This is a genomic window from Paenibacillus castaneae, assembly GCF_002884445.1.
Lineage (GTDB): Bacteria > Bacillota > Bacilli > Paenibacillales > Paenibacillaceae > Pristimantibacillus > Pristimantibacillus castaneae.
Genome location: NZ_KZ614144.1, coordinates 5,788,104 through 5,810,451 on the forward strand (window position 1 = coordinate 5,788,104; position 22,348 = coordinate 5,810,451).

A 22,348-nucleotide genomic window follows, 5' to 3' on the forward strand; every position below is an offset into this window, starting at 1 on the left:
ATACTACGTACGTCCATTAGATAACAATAGCTACTTCAACAACTTCTACAAGTCTGAAGCGTTTGTCTCTTGATAGCGGACGAGTCTCCATGATTTTCACGATGTCGCCAATTTTAGCTTGGTTATTTTCATCGTGCGCTTTAAATTTTTTCGTAACTTTAATGCGTTTATGATACAAATCGTGTTTTTTATATGTTTCAATAGCAACTACGATTGTTTTATCCATTTTGTCGCTTACCACTTTGCCGATTAGAACTTTGCGGGCATTGCGTTCACTCATGTTCTTCCTCCTTCCTTCAGCCGTGATTATGCTTTCATGCAAGGTTTTGACTAGCTGCTGATTCCGAGTTCTCTTTCACGCAAAATCGTTTTAGCACGAGCTATTCCCTTACGCACGTCACGGATCCGAGTCGGGTTATCCAATTGACCAGTAGCCAGTTGGAAACGAAGATTGAAAAGCTCTTCTTTAAAACCAGCGACCTGTTGTTCAAGCTCAGCAGAGGTTAGGTTGCGAAATTCACTAGCTTTCATTTGCTTCACCACCCACTTCTTCACGTTTTACGAATTTAGTCTTGATCGGCAATTTGTGAGCCGCAAGACGCATCGCTTCACGAGCGGTTTCTTCGGATACACCAGCAAGTTCAAACAGGATTTTACCTGGTTTAACTACGGCTACCCATTTTTCAACGTTACCTTTACCACTACCCATACGTACTTCAAGAGGCTTTTGAGTAATAGGTTTAGCTGGGAAAATTTTGATCCAAACTTTACCGCCCCGTTTGATGTAACGAGTCATTGCGATACGAGCCGCTTCGATTTGACGGTTCGTGATCCATGATGGTTCAAGTGCTTGGAGGCCGTATTCGCCGAATGCTACAGTTGTGCCGCCTTTAGCACGACCCTTCATATGTCCGCGTTGTTGTTTGCGGTGTTTGACACGTTTAGGTACCAACATGATTAGTTGCCTCCTTCCTGGGGAGCTTTCTTCTTAGTCGGAAGGACTTCGCCGCGATAGATCCATACTTTAACGCCGATACGGCCGTATGTTGTTGCCGCTTCAGCCGTGCCGTAATCAATATCAGCGCGTAATGTATGAAGTGGAACTGTTCCTTCGCTGTAGCCTTCCGAACGTGCGATTTCCGCGCCGCCGAGACGTCCGCTTACTGCGGTTTTGATCCCTTTAGCACCTGAACGCATGGAGCGTTGAATTGCTTGCTTCAATGCGCGACGGAAAGATACACGACGCTCAAGTTGTTGTGCGATGCTTTCAGCTACTAGAATAGCGTCAAGATCAGCATGTTTGATTTCAGAGATATTAATGTGAACTTTTTTGCCTTTAGTGATTTTGCCAAGCTCCGTACGTAGGTTTTCTACTTCGGAACCACCTTTACCGATTACCATGCCTGGTTTCGCAGTTTGGATCGTTACGTTCACGCGGTTAGCTGCACGTTCGATCTCAACATGAGAAACTGCTGCATCTTTCAGCTTGGTTTTCAGGTATTCACGAATTTTAACGTCTTCCATAAGAAGATCGCCGAAATCCTTACCTGCGAACCATTTAGATTCCCAGTCACGGATAACTCCGACACGGAATCCTACTGGATTTACCTTTTGACCCACACGTAATCCCTCCTTTATTTTTCAGATACCACCAAGGTAATGTGGCTGGTTCTTTTATTGATCCGGCTTGCGCGACCCATCGCACGAGGACGGAAACGTTTCATCGTTGGCCCTTGGTTTACGAAGGCTTGCGATATAACCAATTTGTTAACGTCAAGCTGATAGTTGTGCTCAGCGTTAGCGATAGCAGAGTTAAGCAGCTTCTCCAAAATTGGGGATGCAGATTTAGGCGTATGACGCAAGATCGCGATTGCTTCGCCAACTTGTTTACCACGGATCAAATCCGCAACAAGCTGTGCTTTACGAGGAGCAATACGAATATGTCTAGCGTGCGCTTTAGCTTCTGTCATGTAGGAACCTCCTCTCGTTCAGTTAGAGATGTTTAAGGGCAAATTAACGTCTGCCCGTTTTTTTGTCTTCGCCTGCGTGGCCTTTATACGTACGAGTTGGTGCAAATTCACCAAGTTTATGTCCAACCATATCTTCCGTTACATATACCGGTACGTGCTTGCGTCCGTCATATACTGCAAACGTGTGACCAATGAATTGCGGGAAAATGGTCGAGCGGCGGGACCAGGTTTTGATAACGACCTTTTTCTCAGCTTCGTTCAATACCTCGACTTTTTTAAGCAGGTAACCGTCAATAAACGGACCTTTCTTTAAACTGCGACCCATTTGAGTTCCTCCCTTCATATAAGCAGTAGCAATACTTTCGTATTACGCGGTTTGTATCAAGCTGCTATTACTTCGTACGACGACGAATAATGTACTGGCTCGATGCTTTTTTCTTCTTGCGTGTTTTGTAACCAAGGGTTGGTTTGCCCCATGGTGACAATGGAGATTTACGTCCGATTGGAGCACGGCCTTCACCACCACCGTGTGGGTGATCGTTAGGGTTCATGACAACACCACGTACAGTTGGACGGTTTCCAAGCCAACGGCTACGGCCGGCTTTACCGATCTTGATCAATTCATGATCTCCGTTACCAACAGAACCGATTGTAGCACGGCAAGTGTTCAAGATACGACGAACTTCACCTGAGGACAAACGAATGGATACATAGTCATCTTCTTTACCAAGAAGTTGAGCGCTAGTACCAGCCGAACGAACCAATTGTCCGCCTTTGCCTGGTTTCAATTCGATGTTGTGGATAACTGTACCGACAGGGATATTAACAAGCGGCATTGCATTACCTGTTTTAATATCAGAGCCTACTCCAGATACCACTTGATCTCCAACATGCAAACCTTTTGGAGCAATGATATATGCTTTCTCACCATCAACATAATGGATCAAAGCAATATTGGCTGTACGGTTCGGATCGTATTCGATCGAAGCAACGTTACCAACGATACCATCTTTCGTACGTTTGAAGTCGATAATACGGTATTTACGTTTGTGTCCGCCGCCATGGTGACGAACCGTAATTTTACCTTGGTTGTTACGTCCAGCTTTTTTGAAAAGCGGAGCAAGCAACGATTTCTCCGGTGTACTTGTCGTAATCTCTTCGAAAGTCGAGACAGACATGTTACGACGTGCAGGAGAGGTCGGTTTGTACTTTTTAATTGGCACTTTGATTTCCTCCTTTTCTAAACAGACGTTTCAAAGAACTCAAGTTCTTTGCTGTCAGCGCTCAGCTGAACGATCGCTTTTTTCCAATCCGGTCTGTATCCGCTATGTTTACCATAACGTTTTGGTTTACCCGCTACACGCATTGTGTTAACGCCGGTTACTTTTACTTTAAAAATTTGCTCAATTGCAAGTTTGATTTCAGTTTTGTTTGAACGAAGATCTACTTCAAACACATACTTCTTGTCAACCATGTAATCGCTCGTACGTTCCGTGATAACCGGGCGCTTGATAATATCGCGTGGATTTTTCATTACGCAAGCACCTCCTGTACTTTCTCTACTGCTTCTTTAGTGATAATTAGATTGTCATGCACCAATACATCCAGAACATTAATGCCGTCAGCTGCGACGAACTTCACACCTGGGATGTTACGAGCAGACAAAGCTACATTATCTTCATAGTTAGCTGTTACAACTAGTGCTTTACGGCCAACTTTAAGATTGCTCAAGATTGCTGCGAATTCTTTCGTCTTAGGAGCCGACAATGTCAATTGATCCAAAACGATAATTTCGTTAGCGATCACTTTTGAAGACAATGCCGATTTAATAGCAAGACGACGAACTTTCTTAGGAAGCTTGAATCCGTAAGAGCGTGGAGTCGGTCCAAATACTGTACCGCCGCCAACCCATTGCGGGGAGCGAATGCTACCTTGACGAGCACGGCCTGTTCCTTTTTGTTTCCAAGGTTTACGACCGCCGCCGCGTACTTCGGAGCGTCCTTTAGTTTTGTGATTACCGTGGCGTTCAGATGCTTGTTGATTAACAACAGCAGTGTGCAGAACATGTGCATTTGGTTGAATTCCGAAAACCGTTTCGGAAAGTTCAAGCTCACCCACTTGTGCGCCGCTCACGTTAAATACTGTTACTTTTGGCATTTCCTGTTCCTCCTTTCTTTAGAAGAGATTATTTCTTAACAGTTTGTTTCACTTTCACGAATCCGTTTTTCGGGCCTGGAATTGAACCTTTAACGAGAAGAACGTTACGTTCTACATCTACACGGATAACTTCAAGTTTTTGAATCGTAATTGTTTCATGACCCATGTGACCCGGTAGGCGTTTGCCTTTCGGTACACGGTTCGCTTGGATTGAACCCATCGAACCTGGACCACGGTGGTAACGGGAACCGTGAGACATAGGACCCGTGCTTTGTCCCCAACGTTTGATTACGCCGGCAAAGCCTTTACCTTTTGAAATACCTGTTACGTCAACGAATTCGCCTTCTGTGAATAGGTCAGCTTTCACTTCTTGGCCAACTTCATAGTCACCTAAGTTAATTCCGCGAATTTCACGAACGTAGCGCTTAGGAGTAGTGTTAGCTTTTTTAGCGTGACCAGCTTCTGGCTTGTTCGATCTGCTTTCTTTCTTATCAGAGAAACCGAATTGTACGGCTTCATAGCCATCGTTCTCTTGGTCTTTCTTCTGAAGCACTACGCAAGGACCAGCTTCGATAACCGTTACTGGAACTACGATGCCTTCAGGAGTAAACACTTGAGTCATACCAAGTTTTTTCCCTAAGATACCTTTCATGTTGACACCTCATTCCCTTTCTATAATCGCATATGCTGTTCTTACAGTTTGATTTCGATATCTACACCGGATGGTAAATCCAAGCGCATCAACGCATCAACCGTTTGCGGCGTTGGGTTAACAATATCGATTAGACGCTTATGAGTGCGTTGTTCGAATTGCTCCCTGGAATCCTTGTACTTGTGTACCGCACGGAGAACGGTGATGATTTGCTTTTCCGTAGGTAACGGAATCGGCCCGGACACGCTTGCACCCGAACGTTTTGCAGTTTCAACAATTTTCTCAGCGGATTGATCAAGAATTCTATGATCGTATGCTTTCAAGCGAATACGAATCTTTTGCTTTGCCATATAAGTCCCTCCTTCTATCGCCCAATTTATTATCGGACATACTCCGCGAGAAAACCCTTCACATGCCCCATGGCAAAGGGGCCGGGTGTGTCGGCAACCTCTCGCATCATCGCAACGTCAGACCAACATTCAACATTATACCGAATCTAGTGGGCAATTGCAACATAAAGTTTCAAGTTATTTCTTAATCGATTATTTTTGCAAATTCTCTCTAAACTGCGCAGTTATCAGCCTTCGCCTGTATGAAGATCATGGATGTCAAAGCCATTTAGCAAGGAAAAACACAACCTTAATGATAGCTGCTGAAATCTCTTAAAGAAAAGCTATTATCGGTTATGTATCTGTTCGACAATTATTATAGAAGAAACACACCGAATTTCATTATCGCCTAAATGATCTACATTTAAAACCGTTTTGTCACTAAACCCGATTGATTGTATGCTTTCCACATTATAAACAGCATTCAGCCAAAAATACACCGGCAAATAGCACCATCAAGAAAAGACGCAACCTCCACTTACGGTTGCGTCTCTTCTATTAACTAGTATAGTTTCCTAAGAGGCTTGCCGTATAGATTTAGCCCAGCACAATCCGGTCATCCGCCATCTTCTTGCCGCTAATCCGTTCAAACTCACCTAACAGCTGCTCAACGGTAAGATCTTTCTTACGCTCTTCTGGCACATCAAGGATGATACGGCCTTTGTCCATCATAATAAGCCGGTTCCCTAATCGGATTGCCTGTTCCATATTATGTGTAACCATTAATGTAGTTAAGTTCATATCACGCACAATGCTTTCGGTTATCGTAGTTATAAGCTCGGCTCTAGCGGGGTCAAGCGCTGCCGTATGCTCGTCGAGCAGAAGGATCTGCGGTCTAGTAAACGTAGACATGAGCAAGCTAAGCGCTTGTCTCTCTCCGCCTGATAGCAGCCCTACTTTTGCCCCCAAACGATTTTCTAGTCCAATTCCTAAACGTTGCAGTTCTTTTTTGAAAATATCGCGTTTTGCCCGTGTTACACCGAACGAGAAGCCGCGGCTTTTGCCGCGCGTATAAGCCATCGCTAAATTCTCTTCAATGGACATGCGTGGAGCTGTACCGGCCATTGGATCTTGAAATACTCGTCCAATCCAGCGGCTGCGTTGATATTCCGTTAATTGGCTAATATTTTGGCCGTCAATACGAACCTCACCTGCATCCGGCTTCATGACTCCGGATATAATATTCATTAATGTGGATTTACCTGCACCGTTACTGCCGATTACGGTAACGAAGTCACCCGGCTTCATAATGAGGTTAGCGCCTACAAGCGCTGTTTTCTCATCTACCGTGCCAGGATTAAAGAGCTTGGACACTTTTGATATTTCTAACATTAGCGTCCACCTCCTGGCTGCGTGTTTTCAAAAGAATTCAGCATTTCAGCTGTTCGTTTGCGAGCTATATTTTTTTGCTTCCAAATACGGCGTGATGAAGGCACGATCAATGCGAAGATAATAATTACCGCTGTAATCAATTTCATATCCGATGCTTCAAGCCATTCAACACGTAAAGCGAAAGCGTAAATAATACGATAAATAATGGATCCAAGAACAACAGCTAAAGTGGCTCTAAAAACAGTACGTGAACCGAATATGGCTTCACCTATAATAACGGATGCAAGTCCTATTACAATCATGCCTATACCCATGCTGTTATCTGCGTATTTCTGATACTGTGCTACCAAAGCGCCAGATGTTGCAACAAGCGCATTAGCTAAAGCAATTCCGAAAATAGTTGTAATGTCGGTATTAGCACCAAAACTGCGAATCATTCGAGCATTGTCGCCAGTTGCCCGTAAACTTAGACCAAGATCAGTACGGAAGAATAGATCGAGTAGAAGCTTAACTATGACGACAAACACAATCATGACCGTCAAGGTTGATACATTCGTAAATAGGTTATCAAATCCTCTTAATGATACGTTCGGTTTACCCATAATGCGGAGATTAATCGAATATAAAGCGATCATCATAATAATTCCCGATAATAAACCATTTATTTTCCCTTTTGTGTGAAGCAATCCCGTACATGTACCTGCTAGTGCACCACCAGCAAAAGCACAAATGATTGCTAGCCATGGAGGTGTACCATTCACAGTCATAACCGATCCGATAGCTGCGCCAGTCGTAAAACTGCCATCAACCGTTAGATCAGGGAAATCAAGTATTCTAAATGTTATAAAAACGCCAAGTGCCATAAGTGCATATAACAATCCGCTTTCTACGGCGCCTTGCATGGATGTAAGCAAAAGATATGCCTCCTTTTATCATAACAACGGGGTGAACCAGTAGCCCGATCACCCCGTCAAACTTTGATCTTATCATCTTGTACGATGTTATAATAACTCGCTCTTACTCAATGATGTTATTTTCTTTATCTTTAACAAATGCTTTCATTTCGTCCGTAACCGTAATTCCTTGTTCAGCTGCCGCTTTCATATTGAAGATGAAATCAAGCTTCTGAGGAACTGTTACATCCATATCAGCAGGCTTTTTGCCATTTTTCAAAATATCCACAGCCATTTGACCAACTTCATAGCCATGATCAAAGTATTTAAAGCCTACAGCTGCAAAAGCGCCTTTCTCAACTGTATCGCGGTCTGCAGAGAAGAAAGGAATTTTATTTTTGTTTGCTACCTCGATAATAGCGTCTACGCCACTCACTACCATGTTATCAAGTGTAATATAAATAGCATCTACACGGCCAACTAATGATTCAGCAGCTTGTTTAACATCAGAAGAGTTAGCAACAGAAGCTTTAATTAGTTTGATATCATATTTAGCAAGCGCTTCTTCTGCAATTTTACTCATTACTACAGCATTTTGTTCGCCTTCATTAATAACAATACCAACATTTTTTACATCTTTGAATTGGGATGCAATGAAATCCATTGTTTGTGTAATAGCAGCAGGATTCGTATCCGAAGCTCCTGTTACATTACCGCCTGGAGCTTTCAGCTGTGGTACGATACCTGCAGCAACTGGATCTGTTACAGCAGCGAACAATACAGGCTTGTCCGTTACATCATCAACTAAGCTTTGTGCAGTAGGTGTAGCAATACCAAGTGCTAAATCGCTTTTGTTTGATGCAATTTTTTGTGAAATGGTTTTAATATTCGTAGCATCGCCTTGCGCATTATTGAAATCGATTGTTAAGTTTTTGCCTTCTTCAATACCTGCATCTTTAAGTGCGGCAATAAAGCCTTGGCGTGTTGCGTCAAGCGATGGATGCTCAACAATTTGCGAGATCGATATGGTATATGATTTACCTGAATTCGAGCTTGACTTACCCGAATTCGAACCCGATTTCTCCGAGCCAGAACCACAAGCTGCAGTTATAACCATGATTGATGCCAAAGCAATACCAATCCAAAACCTCTTCTTCATTTAAATAGACCCCTCTCAATTTTCAAATCGTCTCTTCTCATTGCTTCAATAGAATATAAAGGCACATCAAAGCATCATCGCTTTCTCGCATTAAAGGTTATGACTATAATAAGTGACTGAAATTAATCGAGCAATGATGACAGATTTCTATTATTCCCTAATATTAAATGGGTTTGAGGTATGTAGTCAATCATAAGTTAATGTAAATATAAGTAAGCAGACCTACTGATCGTATAGTCCCATAAAAAAAGCCCTCACCGAGGTGAGGGCCTTTGATATTCACAGCGGCTAAAGCCGCCGTTCATTATTTTTGGATAGAAGCTACAGCGCCAGCGCCTACTGTACGGCCGCCTTCACGAATAGAGAATCGAGTTCCCTCTTCAACAGCGATTGGAGCGATAAGCTCAACCGTTACAGTGATATTGTCGCCAGGCATAACCATTTCAGTACCTTCTGGCAAAGTGATGATACCTGTTACGTCAGTTGTACGGAAGTAGAACTGTGGACGGTATCCAGTGAAGAAAGGCTTGTGACGGCCACCCTCTTCTTTAGTAAGAACGTAGATTTGTGCAGTGAAGTTAGTGTGTGGTTTAACCGAACCCGGTTTAGCCAAAACTTGTCCACGCTCAATGTTGCTGCGGTCTACACCACGAAGCAATGCGCCTACGTTGTCACCAGCTTGAGCGGAGTCAAGCAATTTACGGAACATTTCAACGCCTGTTACTACAGACTTACGGGATTCTTCAGCTAGACCGATAATTTCGATCTCGTCGCCTACTTTGATAACGCCACGCTCTACACGACCTGTAGCAACTGTACCACGGCCAGTGATTGTGAATACGTCCTCGACAGGCATAAGGAAAGGTTTCGCAGTATCGCGCTCTGGAGTAGGGATGTAAGTATCCACTTGCTCAAACAGTTCAACGATTTTGTCAGCCCATTCGCCATCTGGGTTCGAAAGAGCTTCACGAGCTGATCCACGGATGATTGGAGTGTCGTCGCCTGGGAACTCATACTCAGAAAGAAGGTCACGAACTTCCATTTCTACCAATTCAAGAAGCTCTTCGTCTTCAACCATGTCGCATTTGTTCAAGAAAACAACGATATAAGGTACGCCTACTTGTTTCGAAAGCAAGATGTGCTCACGAGTTTGTGGCATAGGGCCGTCAGTAGCGGAAACTACAAGAATAGCTCCGTCCATTTGTGCAGCACCAGTGATCATGTTTTTTACATAGTCGGCGTGACCTGGGCAGTCAACGTGAGCGTAGTGACGAGTTGGAGTCTCATACTCAACGTGTGATGTCGAGATCGTGATACCACGCTCGCGCTCTTCTGGAGCTTTATCGATTTGGTCGAATGCAATTGCTGCTCCGCCGTATCTTTTGGAAAGTACTGTTGTGATCGCAGCTGTCAAAGTCGTTTTACCATGATCGACGTGACCGATAGTACCGATATTAACGTGCGGTTTGTTACGTTCAAATTTTGCCTTAGCCATTGAACTTGAGCCTCCTCAATTTAACATCATATTTTTATGTGTGGGCCGACACTTCATTTGCAAGCAAATGGTAATGACGGCCAAAAGCATATAATAAATGCATTGCCTAAAAGCGATTACTCGCCTTTGTGCTTAGCAATGATCTCTTCAGAGATCGATCTTGGAACTTCTTCATAATGAGAAAGCTCCATGGAGAATACGCCGCGTCCTTGAGTACCCGAACGTAGTGTTGTGGAATAACCGAACATCTCGGAGAGAGGCACCTTGGAGCGGATAATTTGTGCACCTGCACGAGTATCCATACCTTCGATACGACCACGACGGGAGTTCAACATACCCATAACATCGCCCATGTACTCTTCAGGAACAGTAACTTCAACTTTCATGATTGGCTCAAGCAGAACTGGATTACATCTTTCTTTGGCAGCTTTAAGCGCCATTGAACCTGCAATTTTAAACGCCATTTCCGAGGAGTCAACATCATGATAAGATCCGTCAACAACAACAGCTTTGACATCAACGAGCGGGAAGCCGGCTACAACACCGTTCTTCATCGACTCTTCAATACCAGCCTGGATAGGAGCGATATATTCACGAGGAATAGATCCACCAACTGTTTTGTTTTCGAATATAAAGCCTGAACCTGGCTCAAGTGGTGAAAACTCAACCCAACAATGACCGAATTGACCTTTACCACCGGACTGACGTACGAACTTACCTTCAACCTTCGCAGCTTGACGGAACGTTTCACGATAAGCTACTTGAGGCTTACCAACGTTTGTCTCAACTTTGAATTCGCGGAACATACGGTCAACGAGGATTTCAAGGTGAAGCTCACCCATACCAGAAATAATCGTTTGGTTTGTTTCTTCGTCCGTATGAGCACGGAAAGTAGGATCTTCTTCAGCAAGTTTCGAAATCGCGATACCAAGTTTATCTTGGTCAGCTTTCGTTTTTGGTTCGATAGCAACCGAGATAACTGGCTCAGGGAAGTTCATCGATTCAAGAATGATGATGTTCTTCTCATCGCAAAGAGTGTCTCCAGTCGTTGTATCTTTCAAACCAACCGCGGCAGCAATGTCACCAGAATAAACTTCTGTGATTTCTTGACGGCTGTTCGCATGCATCTGAAGAATACGACCAATCCGCTCACGTTTGCCTTTTGTTGAGTTAAGGACATATGAACCGGATTTTAGTACGCCTGAATACACACGGAAGAACGTCAATCTACCCACATAAGGGTCAGTCATGATTTTGAATGCCAGAGCCGCGAACGGTTCTGTGTCTGAAGATGGACGTACTCCTTCTTCACCATCTTCAAGCGTACCTGTAATAGCTGGTACGTCAAGCGGTGAAGGCAAGTAGTCAACAACAGCATCCAACATCGGCTGAACACCTTTGTTACGGTAAGAGGAACCTGCTACAACTGGGAAGATTTTAACTTCGCATACACCCTTACGGAGTGCAGCTTTAATTTCTGGAATAGTGATTTCTTCACCTTCCAAATATTTCATCGTTAATTCTTCATCCAATTCTGCAACTTTCTCAATCAATTCCGAGCGAAGTGATTCGACTTGGTCGGCATACTCAGCAGGAATTTCGATTTTATCTGGATCTTTACCAGAATCATCTTTGTATTTATATGCTACGCGTTCAACGATATCGATAACGCCGAGAAAATCAGACTCAGCGCCCATCGGTATTTGGATTGCAACAGCATTGGCACCTAGACGCTCACGCATGTCTTTAATAACATTCAGATAGTCTGCACCAATGATATCCATCTTATTGACGTATGCAATCCGAGGTACGTTGTATTTGTCAGCCTGACGCCATACAGTTTCAGACTGTGGCTCAACGCCTTCTTTTGCACTGAAAACCCCAACGGCCCCGTCCAATACGCGCAGGGAGCGTTCAACTTCAACTGTGAAGTCAACGTGTCCCGGGGTGTCGATAATATTAATTCGGTGTCCATGCCATTGAGCGGTTGTCGCGGCAGACGTAATCGTAATACCGCGCTCTTGTTCTTGTTCCATCCAGTCCATCGTAGCTGCACCTTCGTGCACCTCACCGATTTTGTGGGTACGGCCTGTAAAGAACAAGATCCGTTCAGTTGTTGTGGTTTTACCGGCATCAATATGCGCCATAATCCCGATGTTACGCGTATTTTTCAAGGAGAACTCTCTTGACATAAATTTGTCTCCTCTCGTATGTGAAGATTCTACCAGCGGTAGTGAGCAAACGCTTTGTTTGCTTCAGCCATTTTGTGAGTGTCTTCGCGCTTCTTAACAGCTGCGCCAGTGTTATTGGATGCATCTGTGATTTCAGCAGCTAAACGCTCTTCCATCGTTTTCTCACCGCGGTTACGTGAGTAGTTCACGAGCCAACGAAGACCAAGCGCCGTACGGCGTTCTGGTTTAACTTCGATAGGCACTTGATAGTTAGCTCCACCAACACGGCGTGCTTTAACCTCAAGAACCGGCATAATATTTTTCAAAGCTGCTTCAAAAACTTCCATTGGATCTTTACCCGTGCGTTCTTGAATAAGTTTGAAAGCGTCATATAGTAGTGTTGCTGCTACACCTCTTTTACCGTCAAGCATAATACGGTTGATAAGGCGAGTTACCAGTTTGCTATTATATAGCGGATCTGGAAGCACATCACGTTTCGTTACAGGACCTTTGCGTGGCATGAGAAAGTCCCCCTTTCTTCTAATAGTCATTATTTCTAGCATTTCGATAACCCATAAGAGCTATTCTTATGATTTTTTAACTTTCGGACGTTTCGTACCGTATTTCGAACGAGCTTGCATACGGTTGTTAACACCCGCAGTATCAAGTGCACCGCGAACGATATGATAACGTACTCCCGCTAAGTCTTTTACTTTACCACCACGGATCAAAACAACGCTATGCTCTTGCAAGTTGTGTCCGATACCCGGAATGTAAGCCGTAACCTCTAAACGGTTCGTTAAACGAACACGAGCATATTTACGAAGTGCGGAGTTCGGTTTCCTTGGAGTCATTGTACCTACACGAGTGCACACACCGCGTTTTTGAGGAGCGCTGATGTTAGTAGCTTCACGTTTCAATGCATTGAAACCTTTTTGCAAGGCTGGCGATTTCGATTTAACGACTTTCGCTTGACGTCCTTTACGGACCAGCTGATTAATAGTTGGCATGTTGCCACCCCCTTCCTTAAATTCATGTCTTTTGAAAATATAAGAGTTTATAAAGATGTGTTTATAAATCTGCTTATATTCCTTCGCGAAACGAGCTCTTCCCACCAAAGACGGCATTAGCCGTTTACGCTTATATGGTAGACATTTTACCTAAATTTAAGCCCACAGATCCAGGCGGTTCATAAAAGAACAAAGAAAAATTCTCGCCAGTTCATTATCGTTAAATAACCAACTAACAAAAACGGTAAAAAGCATTATTCTTCATCATTTACGAGTGCTGCCATTGCGGCCCCGATATCGATCCCACAGGTTTCCCCGAGTTTTTCCATCGAATCGATCCATTTAATTGGAACGCCCGTCCGCTCGCTTAGATGAACAACCTTAGCTTTCATCTGCGGATCTGCATCTCGTGCTACGTAAATCTCAATGGCTCTTTGCAATTCGAGCATCTTCATCGTCTGCTTCGCGCCGACTTTGAATTGCATGAAATCACCTTCAATTCTTCCATTCAGACCGTACACACTCAGGCACACTTCGATATAGTATCACCTAAGCCGTGTTCGTGTCAAGAAACTTTAAACATATTCGTGATGAAATTAATGGTTAAACGCCACTTTACTATAAACATGCATAAGAGCAGTCTTTCCGCTATTCCTATTGGAATAGCGGTTATGACGCTCTTAGCATGGATATCAGTGTCAGACTAAGGAGTTGTCAGACTACTGCAGTCACTAATCGATTGCAACAGCTTCCGTCTCTAATTCGCCTTCCGTTACAGCCGTTGTTTCATCTTCCATTCCAGCAAATCGAATATTACGGTAACGTGCCATACCGGTACCAGCTGGAATCAGCTTACCGATAATAACATTTTCCTTCAGTCCTAGCAACTGGTCAACTTTGCCTTTGATAGCCGCATCAGTCAACACGCGAGTTGTTTCTTGGAAGGACGCTGCAGACAAGAAAGAATCTGTCTCAAGCGATGCTTTCGTAATACCGAGCAATACAGGTTTTGCAACAGCTGGCTCTAAGTCTGCGAATATCGCAGCGCGGTTCTGAGATTCATATTCATGAATATCAACAAACGCGCCTGGCAGAAGCGTAGTGCCGCCAGCGTCTACGATACGGATTTTGCGGAGCATTTGTTTAATCATGACTTCAACGTGCTTGTCATTGATTTCTACCCCTTGGTTCCGGTAAACGCGCTGTACTTCTTGTAGAATGTAGTTTTGAACGCCTCTGATGCCTTTGATGCGCAGCATATCTTTAGGGTCAATAGAACCGTCAGTCAGCTCATCGCCGGCTTCGATTTGTTGACCTTGCGTTACGCGAATACGCGAACCATAGGTAACTGCATATATTTTAGTTTCCGCTTCGCCTTGAACCTCGATTTCGCGACGATCCTTAGCTTCACGAATCTCTTTAATAACACCGTCAAGCTCAGAGATAATCGCTTGGCCTTTCGGATTACGCGCCTCGAAGAGCTCTTGAATACGAGGCAAACCTTGTGTGATATCATCGCCGGCAACGCCGCCCGTATGGAACGTACGCATCGTCAGCTGTGTTCCTGGCTCACCGATCGATTGAGCAGCGATAATACCAACCGCTTCCCCGATCTCAACGTGTTTACCAGTAGCTAGATTGCGGCCGTAACAAATTTTGCAGACGCCATGACGAGCACGGCAGCTGAGTACGGAACGAATTTGCAGCTTCTCAACCCCAGCATCGATAATCGCATCCGCTTTGTGGGAGTCGATCAGTTCACTGCGGTTAACAATGATTTCGCCTGTTTTCGGATTACGGACTGTTTCAAATGCATAGCGGCCTTCAATACGGTCATAAAGATCTTCAATAACCTCTTTACCGTCTTGAATTTTGCTAACAGAGAAGCCTTTATCCGTACCACAATCATCTTCACGCACGATTACGTCCTGTGCAACGTCAACAAGTCGACGTGTCAAGTAACCGGAATCGGCTGTACGAAGTGCTGTATCGGCCAAACCTTTACGCGCTCCGTGAGTCGAGATAAAGTACTCGAGTACGGTGAGGCCTTCGCGGAAGTTTGATTTGATCGGCAACTCGATGATACGGCCAGATGGATTCGCCATCAGACCACGCATACCGCCAAGCTGTGTAATTTGCGATTTGTTACCCCGTGCTTTGGAGTCCACCATAAGCATGATGTTGTTGTAACGATCCATCGATTTCATAAGAATATCGGTGATTTCGTCTTTACATTTACTCCAAATGCTGATGATGCGGTCATAACGCTCTTCGTTTGTAATCAAACCGCGACGGTATTGATTCATAACGGTAGCAACCTTGTCATCGGATCTCTTCATGATTTCGTCTTTCTCTTTCGGAATGATAACGTCGGCTACGCCGATCGTAATACCAGCCTTAGTAGAGTAAGTGAAACCAAGCTGCTTAATACGGTCAAGAAGCATCGCAGTAAGCGTTGTGTGGTATTTACGGAAGCACTCAGCAATTACTAATGCGAGATAATCCTTACCTACCGCACCCGGCGTATCGATTCCTTCCATAAACTTAGGAAGATCAGCGCCTTTTTCGTATACAAAATATTTATCCGGAGTACCTTGCAGCAGATTCGTTTTTGTCGCTTCGTTGATATAAGGGAAATCTTCAGGGAATATTTCGTTGAAGATTACTTTACCAACCGTAGTGACAAGCAATGAATTTTGTTGCTGCTCCGTGAAGTTTGTTTTCTTAAGAACGCGCACAGGAATGATAATTCTAGCATGCAAGGAAACAATACCACGCTGGTAAGCAGAGATCGCTTCGTTAACGGTACCAAATACAGAACCGCTGCCTTTAGCCTCTTTGTTATCCATCGTTAAGTAGAAACTTCCAAGCACCATATCCTGCGATGGCGTTACTACTGGTTTACCGTCTTTTGGATTCAGAATGTTACCTGATGCAAGCATAAGCAAACGAGCTTCGGCTTGTGCTTCAGCAGACAACGGAACGTGTACGGCCATTTGGTCACCGTCGAAGTCAGCATTGTATGCTGTACATACGAGCGGGTGAAGCTTAATGGCACGGCCTTCAACCAAAATAGGTTCAAATGCTTGAATACCAAGTCTATGAAGCGTCGGGGCACGGTTAAGCAGAACTGGGTGTTCCTTGATTACTTCTTCTAGAACATCCCATACCTCAGGGCTTACACGTTCAACCTTACGCTTCGCGCTCTTAATATTATGAGCCAAGCCTTTGTTAACCAGCTCTTTCATTACGAATGGCTTGAATAGCTCAAGTGCCATTTCCTTCGGAAGACCGCACTGGAACATCTTCAAGTTCGGGCCTACAACGATAACCGAACGACCGGAATAGTCAACCCGTTTACCGAGCAAGTTCTGACGGAAGCGTCCTTGTTTACCTTTCAGCATGTGGCTGAGCGATTTAAGAGGACGGTTACCAGGACCCGTTACCGGGCGGCCGCGACGACCGTTATCGATCAAGGCGTCAACAGCTTCCTGAAGCATCCGTTTTTCGTTTTGAACGATAATATCAGGCGCGCCAAGATCAAGCAGACGCTTTAGACGGTTGTTGCGGTTAATAACACGACGATACAGGTCATTCAGATCAGACGTAGCAAAACGTCCGCCATCAAGCTGTACCATTGGACGAAGCTCAGGAGGAATAACAGGAAGCACGTCTAGAATCATCCATTCCGGCTCGTTGCCGGAATTACGGAATGCTTCGACTACTTCAAGGCGCTTGATGGCGCGGTTGCGTCGTTGCCCTTGAGCCGTACGCAGTTCTTCCTTCAATTGCTCCAGTTCTTTCTCAACGTCGATATCTTGCAGAAGCTTCTTAACAGCCTCGGCGCCCATACCGGCATGGAATCCATATCCGTATTTCTCCCGATAGCTGCGGTACTCTTTCTCCGATAGAAGCTGTTTCTTCTCAAGCGGCGTATCACCTGGGTCCGTTACGACATAGGATGCAAAATAAATGATCTCCTCTAGCGAACGAGGCGACATATCAAGTGCAAGACCCATACGGCTCGGGATACCTTTAAAGTACCAAATATGAGAAACAGGAGCTGCTAGCTCGATATGACCCATACGCTCACGACGAACTTTCGCGCGAGTTACTTCAACGCCACAGCGGTCACAAACAACGCCTTTATAACGAACACGTTTGTATTTACCACAATGACATTCCCAATCTTTTGTAGGTCCAAAAATTTTCTCGCAGAAGAGACCTTCCTTCTCCGGTTTTAAGGTCCTGTAGTTGATCGTCTCCGGTTTCTTAACTTCTCCGCGGGACCACGAGCGAATTTTATCCGGCGAAGCCAGACCGATTTTCATATACTCGAAGTTGTTCACGTCCAACAAGGAGCAACCCTCCTCCGTCATGTATGACAATGTCTATCTAATCAGCTAGATTCCGTCAAAGGCGCGTGACCATTTGACGGAATCCAGAAACTAGTTTATTCAGCAGCGCCTACTTCAGCACCTTCAATATTGAGGTTAAGCTTATCGCCAGTAGCCTCATCTTCATCGTCCATTTCTTTCATTTCGATCTCTTCTTCATTCTCAGCTAGGATTTTGACGTCCATACCTAAGCTTTGAAGCTCTTTAATCAATACTTTGAACGACTCTGGAACGCCTGGTTCTGGAACGTTCTCACCTTTGACGATGGATTCGTACGTTTTCACACGTCCAACCACGTCATCGGATTTCACAGTCAATATCTCTTGGAGCGTGTACGCGGCGCCATAAGCCTCAAGCGCCCATACTTCCATCTCCCCGAAACGTTGTCCACCGAACTGTGCTTTACCACCCAGCGGCTGCTGAGTAACAAGTGAGTAAGGTCCAGTAGAACGGGCATGGATTTTGTCATCGACCATGTGCGCCAGCTTGATCATGTACATGACCCCAACCGTAACTTCACGTTCGAAATTCTCACCAGTCCGACCATCATACAGAACGGTTTTACCGTTACGCTGCATGCCTGCTTCTTCCATTGTATCGAAAACGTCATTCTCGCGCGCACCGTCAAATACCGGTGTTGCAGCATGAATGCCGAGATGCTTACAAGCCATGCCGAGGTGAACCTCAAGCGCCTGACCGATGTTCATCCGCGACGGTACCCCTAGCGGATTAAGAACAACTTCTACAGGTGTGCCGTCTGGAAGGAAAGGCATATCTTCTTCAGGCATAATACGAGCGATTACCCCTTTGTTACCATGTCGTCCGGCCATTTTGTCGCCTTCGGAAATTTTCCGTTTTTGAGCAATATAAGCACGTACCAATTGGTTAACGCCTGGAGGCAATTCGTCACCGTTCTCACGGGTAAATACTTTCACGTCTACAACGATGCCATCCGTACCATGCGGTACGCGCAGCGATGTATCACGTACTTCACGAGCTTTCTCACCGAAGATTGCGTGCAGCAATCTTTCTTCCGCTGTCAGCTCAGTCACACCTTTAGGCGTTACTTTACCAACAAGGATATCGCCGGCGCCGATTTCAGCACCAACACGAATGATTCCGCGCTCATCAAGATTACGAAGTGCATCCTCGCCGACATTCGGAATGTCGCGCGTGATTTCTTCTGGTCCAAGCTTCGTGTCACGAGCTTCGGACTCGTATTCTTCAATGTGAATGGACGTATAAACATCCTCTTTCACAAGCTTCTCACTAAGTAGGATCGCATCCTCGTAGTTATAGCCTTCCCACGTCATGAACGCAACGACAACGTTACGGCCAAGAGCCAATTCGCCCATTTCAGTGGAAGGACCATCTGCAAGAATATCGCCCTTCTTGATAACGTCGCCTTTACGAACTAGTGGACGTTGGTTAATGCACGTTCCTTGGTTAGAACGCATAAACTTGTGTAGCTTATGTTTCACCAAGTCACCCGAAACTTGTTTGCCGTCAATTTCTTCAACGCGGCGCAGCCAAATTTCGTTAGCGGAAGAACGCTCGATTATGCCATCAAACTTCGAAACGACACAAACTCCGGAATCCTTCGCTGCTTTGTGCTCCATTCCCGTACCTACAAGAGGTGATCTAGGAATAAGAAGCGGAACGGCTTGACGCTGCATGTTCGATCCCATTAGGGCACGGTTGGAGTCATCGTTCTCCAAGAATGGAATTAACGCTGTAGCAACCGATACTACCTGCTTAGGAGATACGTCCATGTAGTCAACGCGCTCACTAGGCATCGTCAAGATATTATCTGCTTGTTTATTGTAACGAACGATCGTATTTTCTTCAGCAAAGGTATCATCCGGATTCAACTGCGCATTCGCTTGTGCGATTACGTAGTTATCTTCTTCATCGGCCGTTAGATAAGCAATTTGCTCAGTAACGATTCCTGTCTTAGGATCTACCCAACGGTACGGAGCTTCAATAAAGCCGTACTCATTAATACGGGCAAAAGAAGACAAGGAGTTGATCAACCCGATGTTCGGTCCCTCTGGAGTCTCGATCGGACACATACGCCCGTAATGGGAGTGATGGACGTCACGGACTTCAAAGCCTGCGCGTTCCCGAGTCAAACCGCCGGGTCCGAGTGCAGATAGACGACGCTTATGCGTCAACTCAGCAAGCGGATTCGTTTGGTCCATAAACTGGGAAAGCTGCGAGGATCCAAAAAATTCTTTTATTGAAGCAATTACCGGTCGAATGTTAATTAACGCTTGCGGCGTAATAGCATTCGCATCTTGAATGGACATTCTCTCGCGTACAACGCGCTCCATACGAGATAAACCGATACGGAATTGGTTTTGCAGCAATTCACCTACGGAACGCAGTCGACGGTTACCCAGATGATCGATATCATCCGTGCTTCCTACGCCATGAAGCAAGTTGATAAAGTAGTTAATGGAAGAAATGATGTCCGCTGGCGTAATGTGCTTCACGGATTTATCAATAATGCCATTCGCAATTACCTTGATCACTTTAGTTTCATCGTAAGGCGAGAATACGCTTATGGTTTGTAGTGGAATACTATCAGCATCCAGAACGCCATTAGCAACATGATACGTCTTGAAGCCAACATCCTTCTCAAGCTTCTCGAGAATTTCATCAAGCAAACGACGGTCAATCATTTGTCCAGCTTCTGCAATAATTTCACCAGTAGTCGGATCAACTAGATTTTCCGCAAGCCGTTGATTAAATAAACGATTCTTGATATGGAGCTTCTTGTTTATTTTGTAACGGCCAACATTAGCCAAGTCATATCGTTTTGGATCAAAGAAGCGTGCTACCAGCAAGCTCTTGGCGTTATCCAAAGTCGGAGGCTCGCCCGGACGAAGCCGCTCATAAATTTCAATGAGAGCCTTCTCTGTTGAATCCGTGTTATCCTTGTCTAACGTATTGCGAATATATTCATCATGGCCAAGCAATTCTAAAATTTCTGCGTCAGTACCGAATCCTAGCGAACGCAAAAGTACCGTTACCGGAATTTTCCGAGTGCGGTCAATACGTACGTAGATGATATCCTTCGCATCCGTTTCAAGCTCTAGCCAAGCGCCACGGTTAGGAATAACCGTTGCCGTGTAGTTTTTCTTCCCGTTCTTATCGACCTTCGTGCTGAAGTACACACTTGGGGATCGAACCAATTGGCTGACAATAACACGTTCGGCCCCGTTAATAATAAACGTGCCCGTCTCTGTCATAAGCGGGAAATCACCCATGAAAACTTCTTGTTCCTTTACTTCGCCGGTCTCCTTATTGAAAAGTCTTACCTTAACGCGTAAAGGAGCTGCATACGTCACGTCGCGCTCTTTTGATTCATCGACCGAATATTTCGGTTCGCCCAAGCTATAGTCGATAAACTCAAGCGATAGATTGCCCGTAAAGTCCGAAATCGGAGAAATATCTTGGAACAACTCAATTAAGTCGCTATCCAAAAACTTCTCATACGATTTTTGTTGGATTTCAATCAGGTTCGGGACTTCCAGCACCTCGTTGATTCGGGCGTAGCTTCTGCGCGCACGCCGACCATACTGAACAAGTTGTCCTGCCAACTTAACCTCACCCCTCATGTCTGTCTCACAGCATCGATACTACTGCGTCACCATAGACGGACCAGCCGCCCATATAGTCAAATAAAGAAAAGCCCTTATCGAATAGTTCGAAAAAAGAGCATGTTCCGGCAGTTAACCAATCGCAGCGCGGTGCGATAGTCTCATATCCAATAATTTTGCCCAAAACGTAAACATTATACGTCAAATGTGTAAATCTTATGCATTCCGCGCTCAAAAATCACACTTGACATTTTAGTTAACTAAAGAGATTGAGCCCAATTTAATGCTGACATTTAATAATAATACCACATCGAAAATGTCAAGTCAATTATTTTTATTCATTTTCACAAGGAATTTTCAAAACCAATTTTTGGTTAATCTTTTATTCCTTTACTGCTCGGAAAATACGATAGCCTTTATCCTTCGTTACCTCTTCCACATCACCGAAAAGCAGCTTCAGCTTTGCTTCTGCCGAAGGAGCACCTTGCTTCTTCTGAATAACGACCCACATGCTTCCGCCTTGATTCAGCAATTCATAGCCTTCCTCAAAAATACGATGAACGACTTCTTTGCCTGCACGAATGGGCGGGTTGGTAACGATAGCATCAAACTTTCTATCTTTCACTGCTTCGTAGATATCGCTCTGCAATATGGTTACATTGCTAATGCCATTCAGCTTAGCGTTCTCTCTCGCCAACTCAACCGCTCGCTCGTTAATGTCGATCATCGTAATTTGTCCTTGATTGTTAAGCTTAGCCGCCGTTAATCCAATCGGACCATAGCCGCAGCCGACATCGAGCACACTTGATCCGGAATCAATTTGTAAAACATCTATTAAAACCCTGCTACCATAATCAATGCCTGACTTAGAGAATACACCGGCATCTGTTACAAATCGGAAAGGCATTCCTCGAAGAGACACCTCATGAATATGTCGATTATGCTTCACTTCCGGGTTTTGGGAGTAATAGTGATTCGACATAAGCCATCCCCCGTCTTCTTCTTTTTACTATTTCTGTAGAAAGATAAGAATGTATAAGATTCCGCCTTATACATTCTTATCTTTTAACATACAACGAACCCCTTGAAACCTGACGGTTCAAGGGGCTCGTCAGCCG

At 44.7% G+C, this 22,348-nt stretch carries 23 protein-coding genes; all 23 read right to left on the minus strand.

Annotated features, from left to right (window positions below; all coding sequences use genetic code 11):
- Nucleotides 1-16: 16 nt before the first annotated feature.
- Entirely contained in the window at nt 17-280 is a 264-nt protein-coding gene (rpsQ, locus tag CEF13_RS26020; protein ID WP_102715335.1) for a 30S ribosomal protein S17, read from the minus strand.
- 50 nt (nt 281-330) lie between these two features.
- Nucleotides 331-531, minus strand: a complete 201-nt coding sequence (gene rpmC, locus CEF13_RS26025) for a 50S ribosomal protein L29 (RefSeq protein ID WP_053373905.1) — start codon at nt 529-531, stop codon at nt 331-333.
- Nucleotides 521-955, minus strand: coding sequence for a 50S ribosomal protein L16 (gene rplP / locus CEF13_RS26030; RefSeq protein WP_054025320.1), 435 nt, complete (start codon nt 953-955; stop codon nt 521-523). Before rplP ends, rpmC begins: the two co-directional genes overlap by 11 nt.
- Nucleotides 956-957: 2 nt before the next feature.
- Nucleotides 958-1,620, minus strand: coding sequence for a 30S ribosomal protein S3 (gene rpsC, locus CEF13_RS26035; protein WP_102715337.1), 663 nt, complete (start codon nt 1,618-1,620; stop codon nt 958-960).
- Between the two features lie 14 nt (nt 1,621-1,634).
- Nucleotides 1,635-1,970: a 50S ribosomal protein L22 gene (gene rplV / locus CEF13_RS26040; protein WP_102715339.1), complete on the minus strand. Its 336-nt coding sequence runs from the start codon at nt 1,968-1,970 to the stop codon at nt 1,635-1,637.
- A 43-nt stretch (nt 1,971-2,013) separates the two neighbouring features.
- The gene (rpsS, locus tag CEF13_RS26045) at nt 2,014-2,295 is read right to left on the minus strand and encodes a 30S ribosomal protein S19 (RefSeq protein ID WP_053373902.1); all 282 of its coding nucleotides are present in this window, start codon (nt 2,293-2,295) and stop codon (nt 2,014-2,016) included.
- 67 nt (nt 2,296-2,362) lie between these two features.
- Nucleotides 2,363-3,193 (minus strand): 50S ribosomal protein L2, encoded by an 831-nt coding sequence (gene rplB / locus CEF13_RS26050; protein ID WP_102715341.1) that lies wholly within the window; start codon nt 3,191-3,193, stop codon nt 2,363-2,365.
- Between the two features lie 17 nt (nt 3,194-3,210).
- Complete coding sequence (gene rplW / locus CEF13_RS26055; RefSeq protein WP_053373900.1) at nt 3,211-3,504, minus strand: 50S ribosomal protein L23; 294 nt, start codon at nt 3,502-3,504, stop codon at nt 3,211-3,213.
- Nucleotides 3,504-4,127: a 50S ribosomal protein L4 gene (gene rplD / locus CEF13_RS26060; protein ID WP_102715343.1), complete on the minus strand. Its 624-nt coding sequence runs from the start codon at nt 4,125-4,127 to the stop codon at nt 3,504-3,506. The genes rplW and rplD overlap by 1 nt, the downstream gene beginning before the upstream one ends.
- 28 nt (nt 4,128-4,155) lie before the next feature.
- Nucleotides 4,156-4,779: a 50S ribosomal protein L3 gene (rplC, locus tag CEF13_RS26065; protein ID WP_102715345.1), complete on the minus strand. Its 624-nt coding sequence runs from the start codon at nt 4,777-4,779 to the stop codon at nt 4,156-4,158.
- A 41-nt stretch (nt 4,780-4,820) separates the two neighbouring features.
- A complete protein-coding gene (gene rpsJ, locus CEF13_RS26070) occupies nt 4,821-5,129 on the minus strand; it encodes a 30S ribosomal protein S10 (protein ID WP_102715347.1) in 309 nt (102 codons plus the stop codon).
- 576 nt (nt 5,130-5,705) lie between these two features.
- A complete protein-coding gene (locus CEF13_RS26075; protein WP_102715349.1) occupies nt 5,706-6,500 on the minus strand; it encodes an ABC transporter ATP-binding protein in 795 nt (264 codons plus the stop codon).
- Nucleotides 6,500-7,402: an ABC transporter permease gene (locus CEF13_RS26080; protein WP_102716571.1), complete on the minus strand. Its 903-nt coding sequence runs from the start codon at nt 7,400-7,402 to the stop codon at nt 6,500-6,502. Before CEF13_RS26080 ends, CEF13_RS26075 begins: the two co-directional genes overlap by 1 nt.
- A gap of 115 nt (nt 7,403-7,517) precedes the next feature.
- Nucleotides 7,518-8,552, minus strand: a complete 1,035-nt coding sequence (locus CEF13_RS26085; RefSeq protein WP_102715351.1) for an ABC transporter substrate-binding protein — start codon at nt 8,550-8,552, stop codon at nt 7,518-7,520.
- 304 nt (nt 8,553-8,856) lie between these two features.
- Complete coding sequence (gene tuf, locus CEF13_RS26090; RefSeq protein WP_102715353.1) at nt 8,857-10,047, minus strand: elongation factor Tu; 1,191 nt, start codon at nt 10,045-10,047, stop codon at nt 8,857-8,859.
- A gap of 116 nt (nt 10,048-10,163) precedes the next feature.
- Nucleotides 10,164-12,239: an elongation factor G gene (gene fusA, locus CEF13_RS26095; protein WP_102715355.1), complete on the minus strand. Its 2,076-nt coding sequence runs from the start codon at nt 12,237-12,239 to the stop codon at nt 10,164-10,166.
- A gap of 29 nt (nt 12,240-12,268) precedes the next feature.
- Nucleotides 12,269-12,739 (minus strand): 30S ribosomal protein S7, encoded by a 471-nt coding sequence (gene rpsG, locus CEF13_RS26100; RefSeq protein ID WP_102715357.1) that lies wholly within the window; start codon nt 12,737-12,739, stop codon nt 12,269-12,271.
- 66 nt (nt 12,740-12,805) lie between these two features.
- Entirely contained in the window at nt 12,806-13,228 is a 423-nt protein-coding gene (gene rpsL, locus CEF13_RS26105) for a 30S ribosomal protein S12 (RefSeq protein ID WP_054025332.1), read from the minus strand.
- Between the two features lie 254 nt (nt 13,229-13,482).
- Nucleotides 13,483-13,713 (minus strand): ribosomal L7Ae/L30e/S12e/Gadd45 family protein, encoded by a 231-nt coding sequence (locus CEF13_RS26110; protein ID WP_102716572.1) that lies wholly within the window; start codon nt 13,711-13,713, stop codon nt 13,483-13,485.
- Nucleotides 13,714-13,959: 246 nt separating this feature from the next.
- Entirely contained in the window at nt 13,960-17,586 is a 3,627-nt protein-coding gene (rpoC, locus tag CEF13_RS26115) for a DNA-directed RNA polymerase subunit beta' (protein WP_102715359.1), read from the minus strand.
- A gap of 95 nt (nt 17,587-17,681) precedes the next feature.
- Nucleotides 17,682-21,230 carry a DNA-directed RNA polymerase subunit beta gene (gene rpoB / locus CEF13_RS26120; protein ID WP_102715361.1) on the minus strand — a complete coding sequence of 1,183 codons (3,549 nt, stop codon included), beginning with the start codon at nt 21,228-21,230 and terminating at the stop codon, nt 17,682-17,684.
- 25 nt (nt 21,231-21,255) lie between these two features.
- Nucleotides 21,256-21,435, minus strand: coding sequence for a hypothetical protein (locus CEF13_RS28630; protein WP_146022763.1), 180 nt, complete (start codon nt 21,433-21,435; stop codon nt 21,256-21,258).
- Nucleotides 21,436-21,612: 177 nt separating this feature from the next.
- Entirely contained in the window at nt 21,613-22,212 is a 600-nt protein-coding gene (locus tag CEF13_RS26125; RefSeq protein WP_102715363.1) for a class I SAM-dependent methyltransferase, read from the minus strand.
- Nucleotides 22,213-22,348 lie beyond the last annotated feature (136 nt).

Bases quoted from the DNA above. Each gene is read 5' to 3' on its own strand.
- rpsQ (WP_102715335.1), bottom strand. From the start codon at position 280: ATGAGTGAACGCAATGCCCGCAAAGTTCTAATCGGCAAAGTGGTAAGC.
- rpmC (WP_053373905.1), bottom strand. From the start codon at position 531: ATGAAAGCTAGTGAATTTCGCAACCTAACCTCTGCTGAGCTTGAACAA.
- rplP (WP_054025320.1), bottom strand. From the start codon at position 955: ATGTTGGTACCTAAACGTGTCAAACACCGCAAACAACAACGCGGACAT.
- rplV (WP_102715339.1), bottom strand. From the start codon at position 1,970: ATGACAGAAGCTAAAGCGCACGCTAGACATATTCGTATTGCTCCTCGT.
- rpsS (WP_053373902.1), bottom strand. From the start codon at position 2,295: ATGGGTCGCAGTTTAAAGAAAGGTCCGTTTATTGACGGTTACCTGCTT.
- rplW (WP_053373900.1), bottom strand. From the start codon at position 3,504: ATGAAAAATCCACGCGATATTATCAAGCGCCCGGTTATCACGGAACGT.
- rplD (WP_102715343.1), bottom strand. From the start codon at position 4,127: ATGCCAAAAGTAACAGTATTTAACGTGAGCGGCGCACAAGTGGGTGAG.
- rplC (WP_102715345.1), bottom strand. From the start codon at position 4,779: ATGAAAGGTATCTTAGGGAAAAAACTTGGTATGACTCAAGTGTTTACT.
- rpsJ (WP_102715347.1), bottom strand. From the start codon at position 5,129: ATGGCAAAGCAAAAGATTCGTATTCGCTTGAAAGCATACGATCATAGA.
- CEF13_RS26075 (WP_102715349.1), bottom strand. From the start codon at position 6,500: ATGTTAGAAATATCAAAAGTGTCCAAGCTCTTTAATCCTGGCACGGTA.
- CEF13_RS26080 (WP_102716571.1), bottom strand. From the start codon at position 7,402: ATGCAAGGCGCCGTAGAAAGCGGATTGTTATATGCACTTATGGCACTT.
- CEF13_RS26085 (WP_102715351.1), bottom strand. From the start codon at position 8,552: ATGAAGAAGAGGTTTTGGATTGGTATTGCTTTGGCATCAATCATGGTT.
- tuf (WP_102715353.1), bottom strand. From the start codon at position 10,047: ATGGCTAAGGCAAAATTTGAACGTAACAAACCGCACGTTAATATCGGT.
- fusA (WP_102715355.1), bottom strand. From the start codon at position 12,239: ATGTCAAGAGAGTTCTCCTTGAAAAATACGCGTAACATCGGGATTATG.
- rpsG (WP_102715357.1), bottom strand. From the start codon at position 12,739: ATGCCACGCAAAGGTCCTGTAACGAAACGTGATGTGCTTCCAGATCCG.
- rpsL (WP_054025332.1), bottom strand. From the start codon at position 13,228: ATGCCAACTATTAATCAGCTGGTCCGTAAAGGACGTCAAGCGAAAGTC.
- CEF13_RS26110 (WP_102716572.1), bottom strand. From the start codon at position 13,713: ATGCAATTCAAAGTCGGCGCGAAGCAGACGATGAAGATGCTCGAATTG.
- CEF13_RS26125 (WP_102715363.1), bottom strand. From the start codon at position 22,212: ATGTCGAATCACTATTACTCCCAAAACCCGGAAGTGAAGCATAATCGA.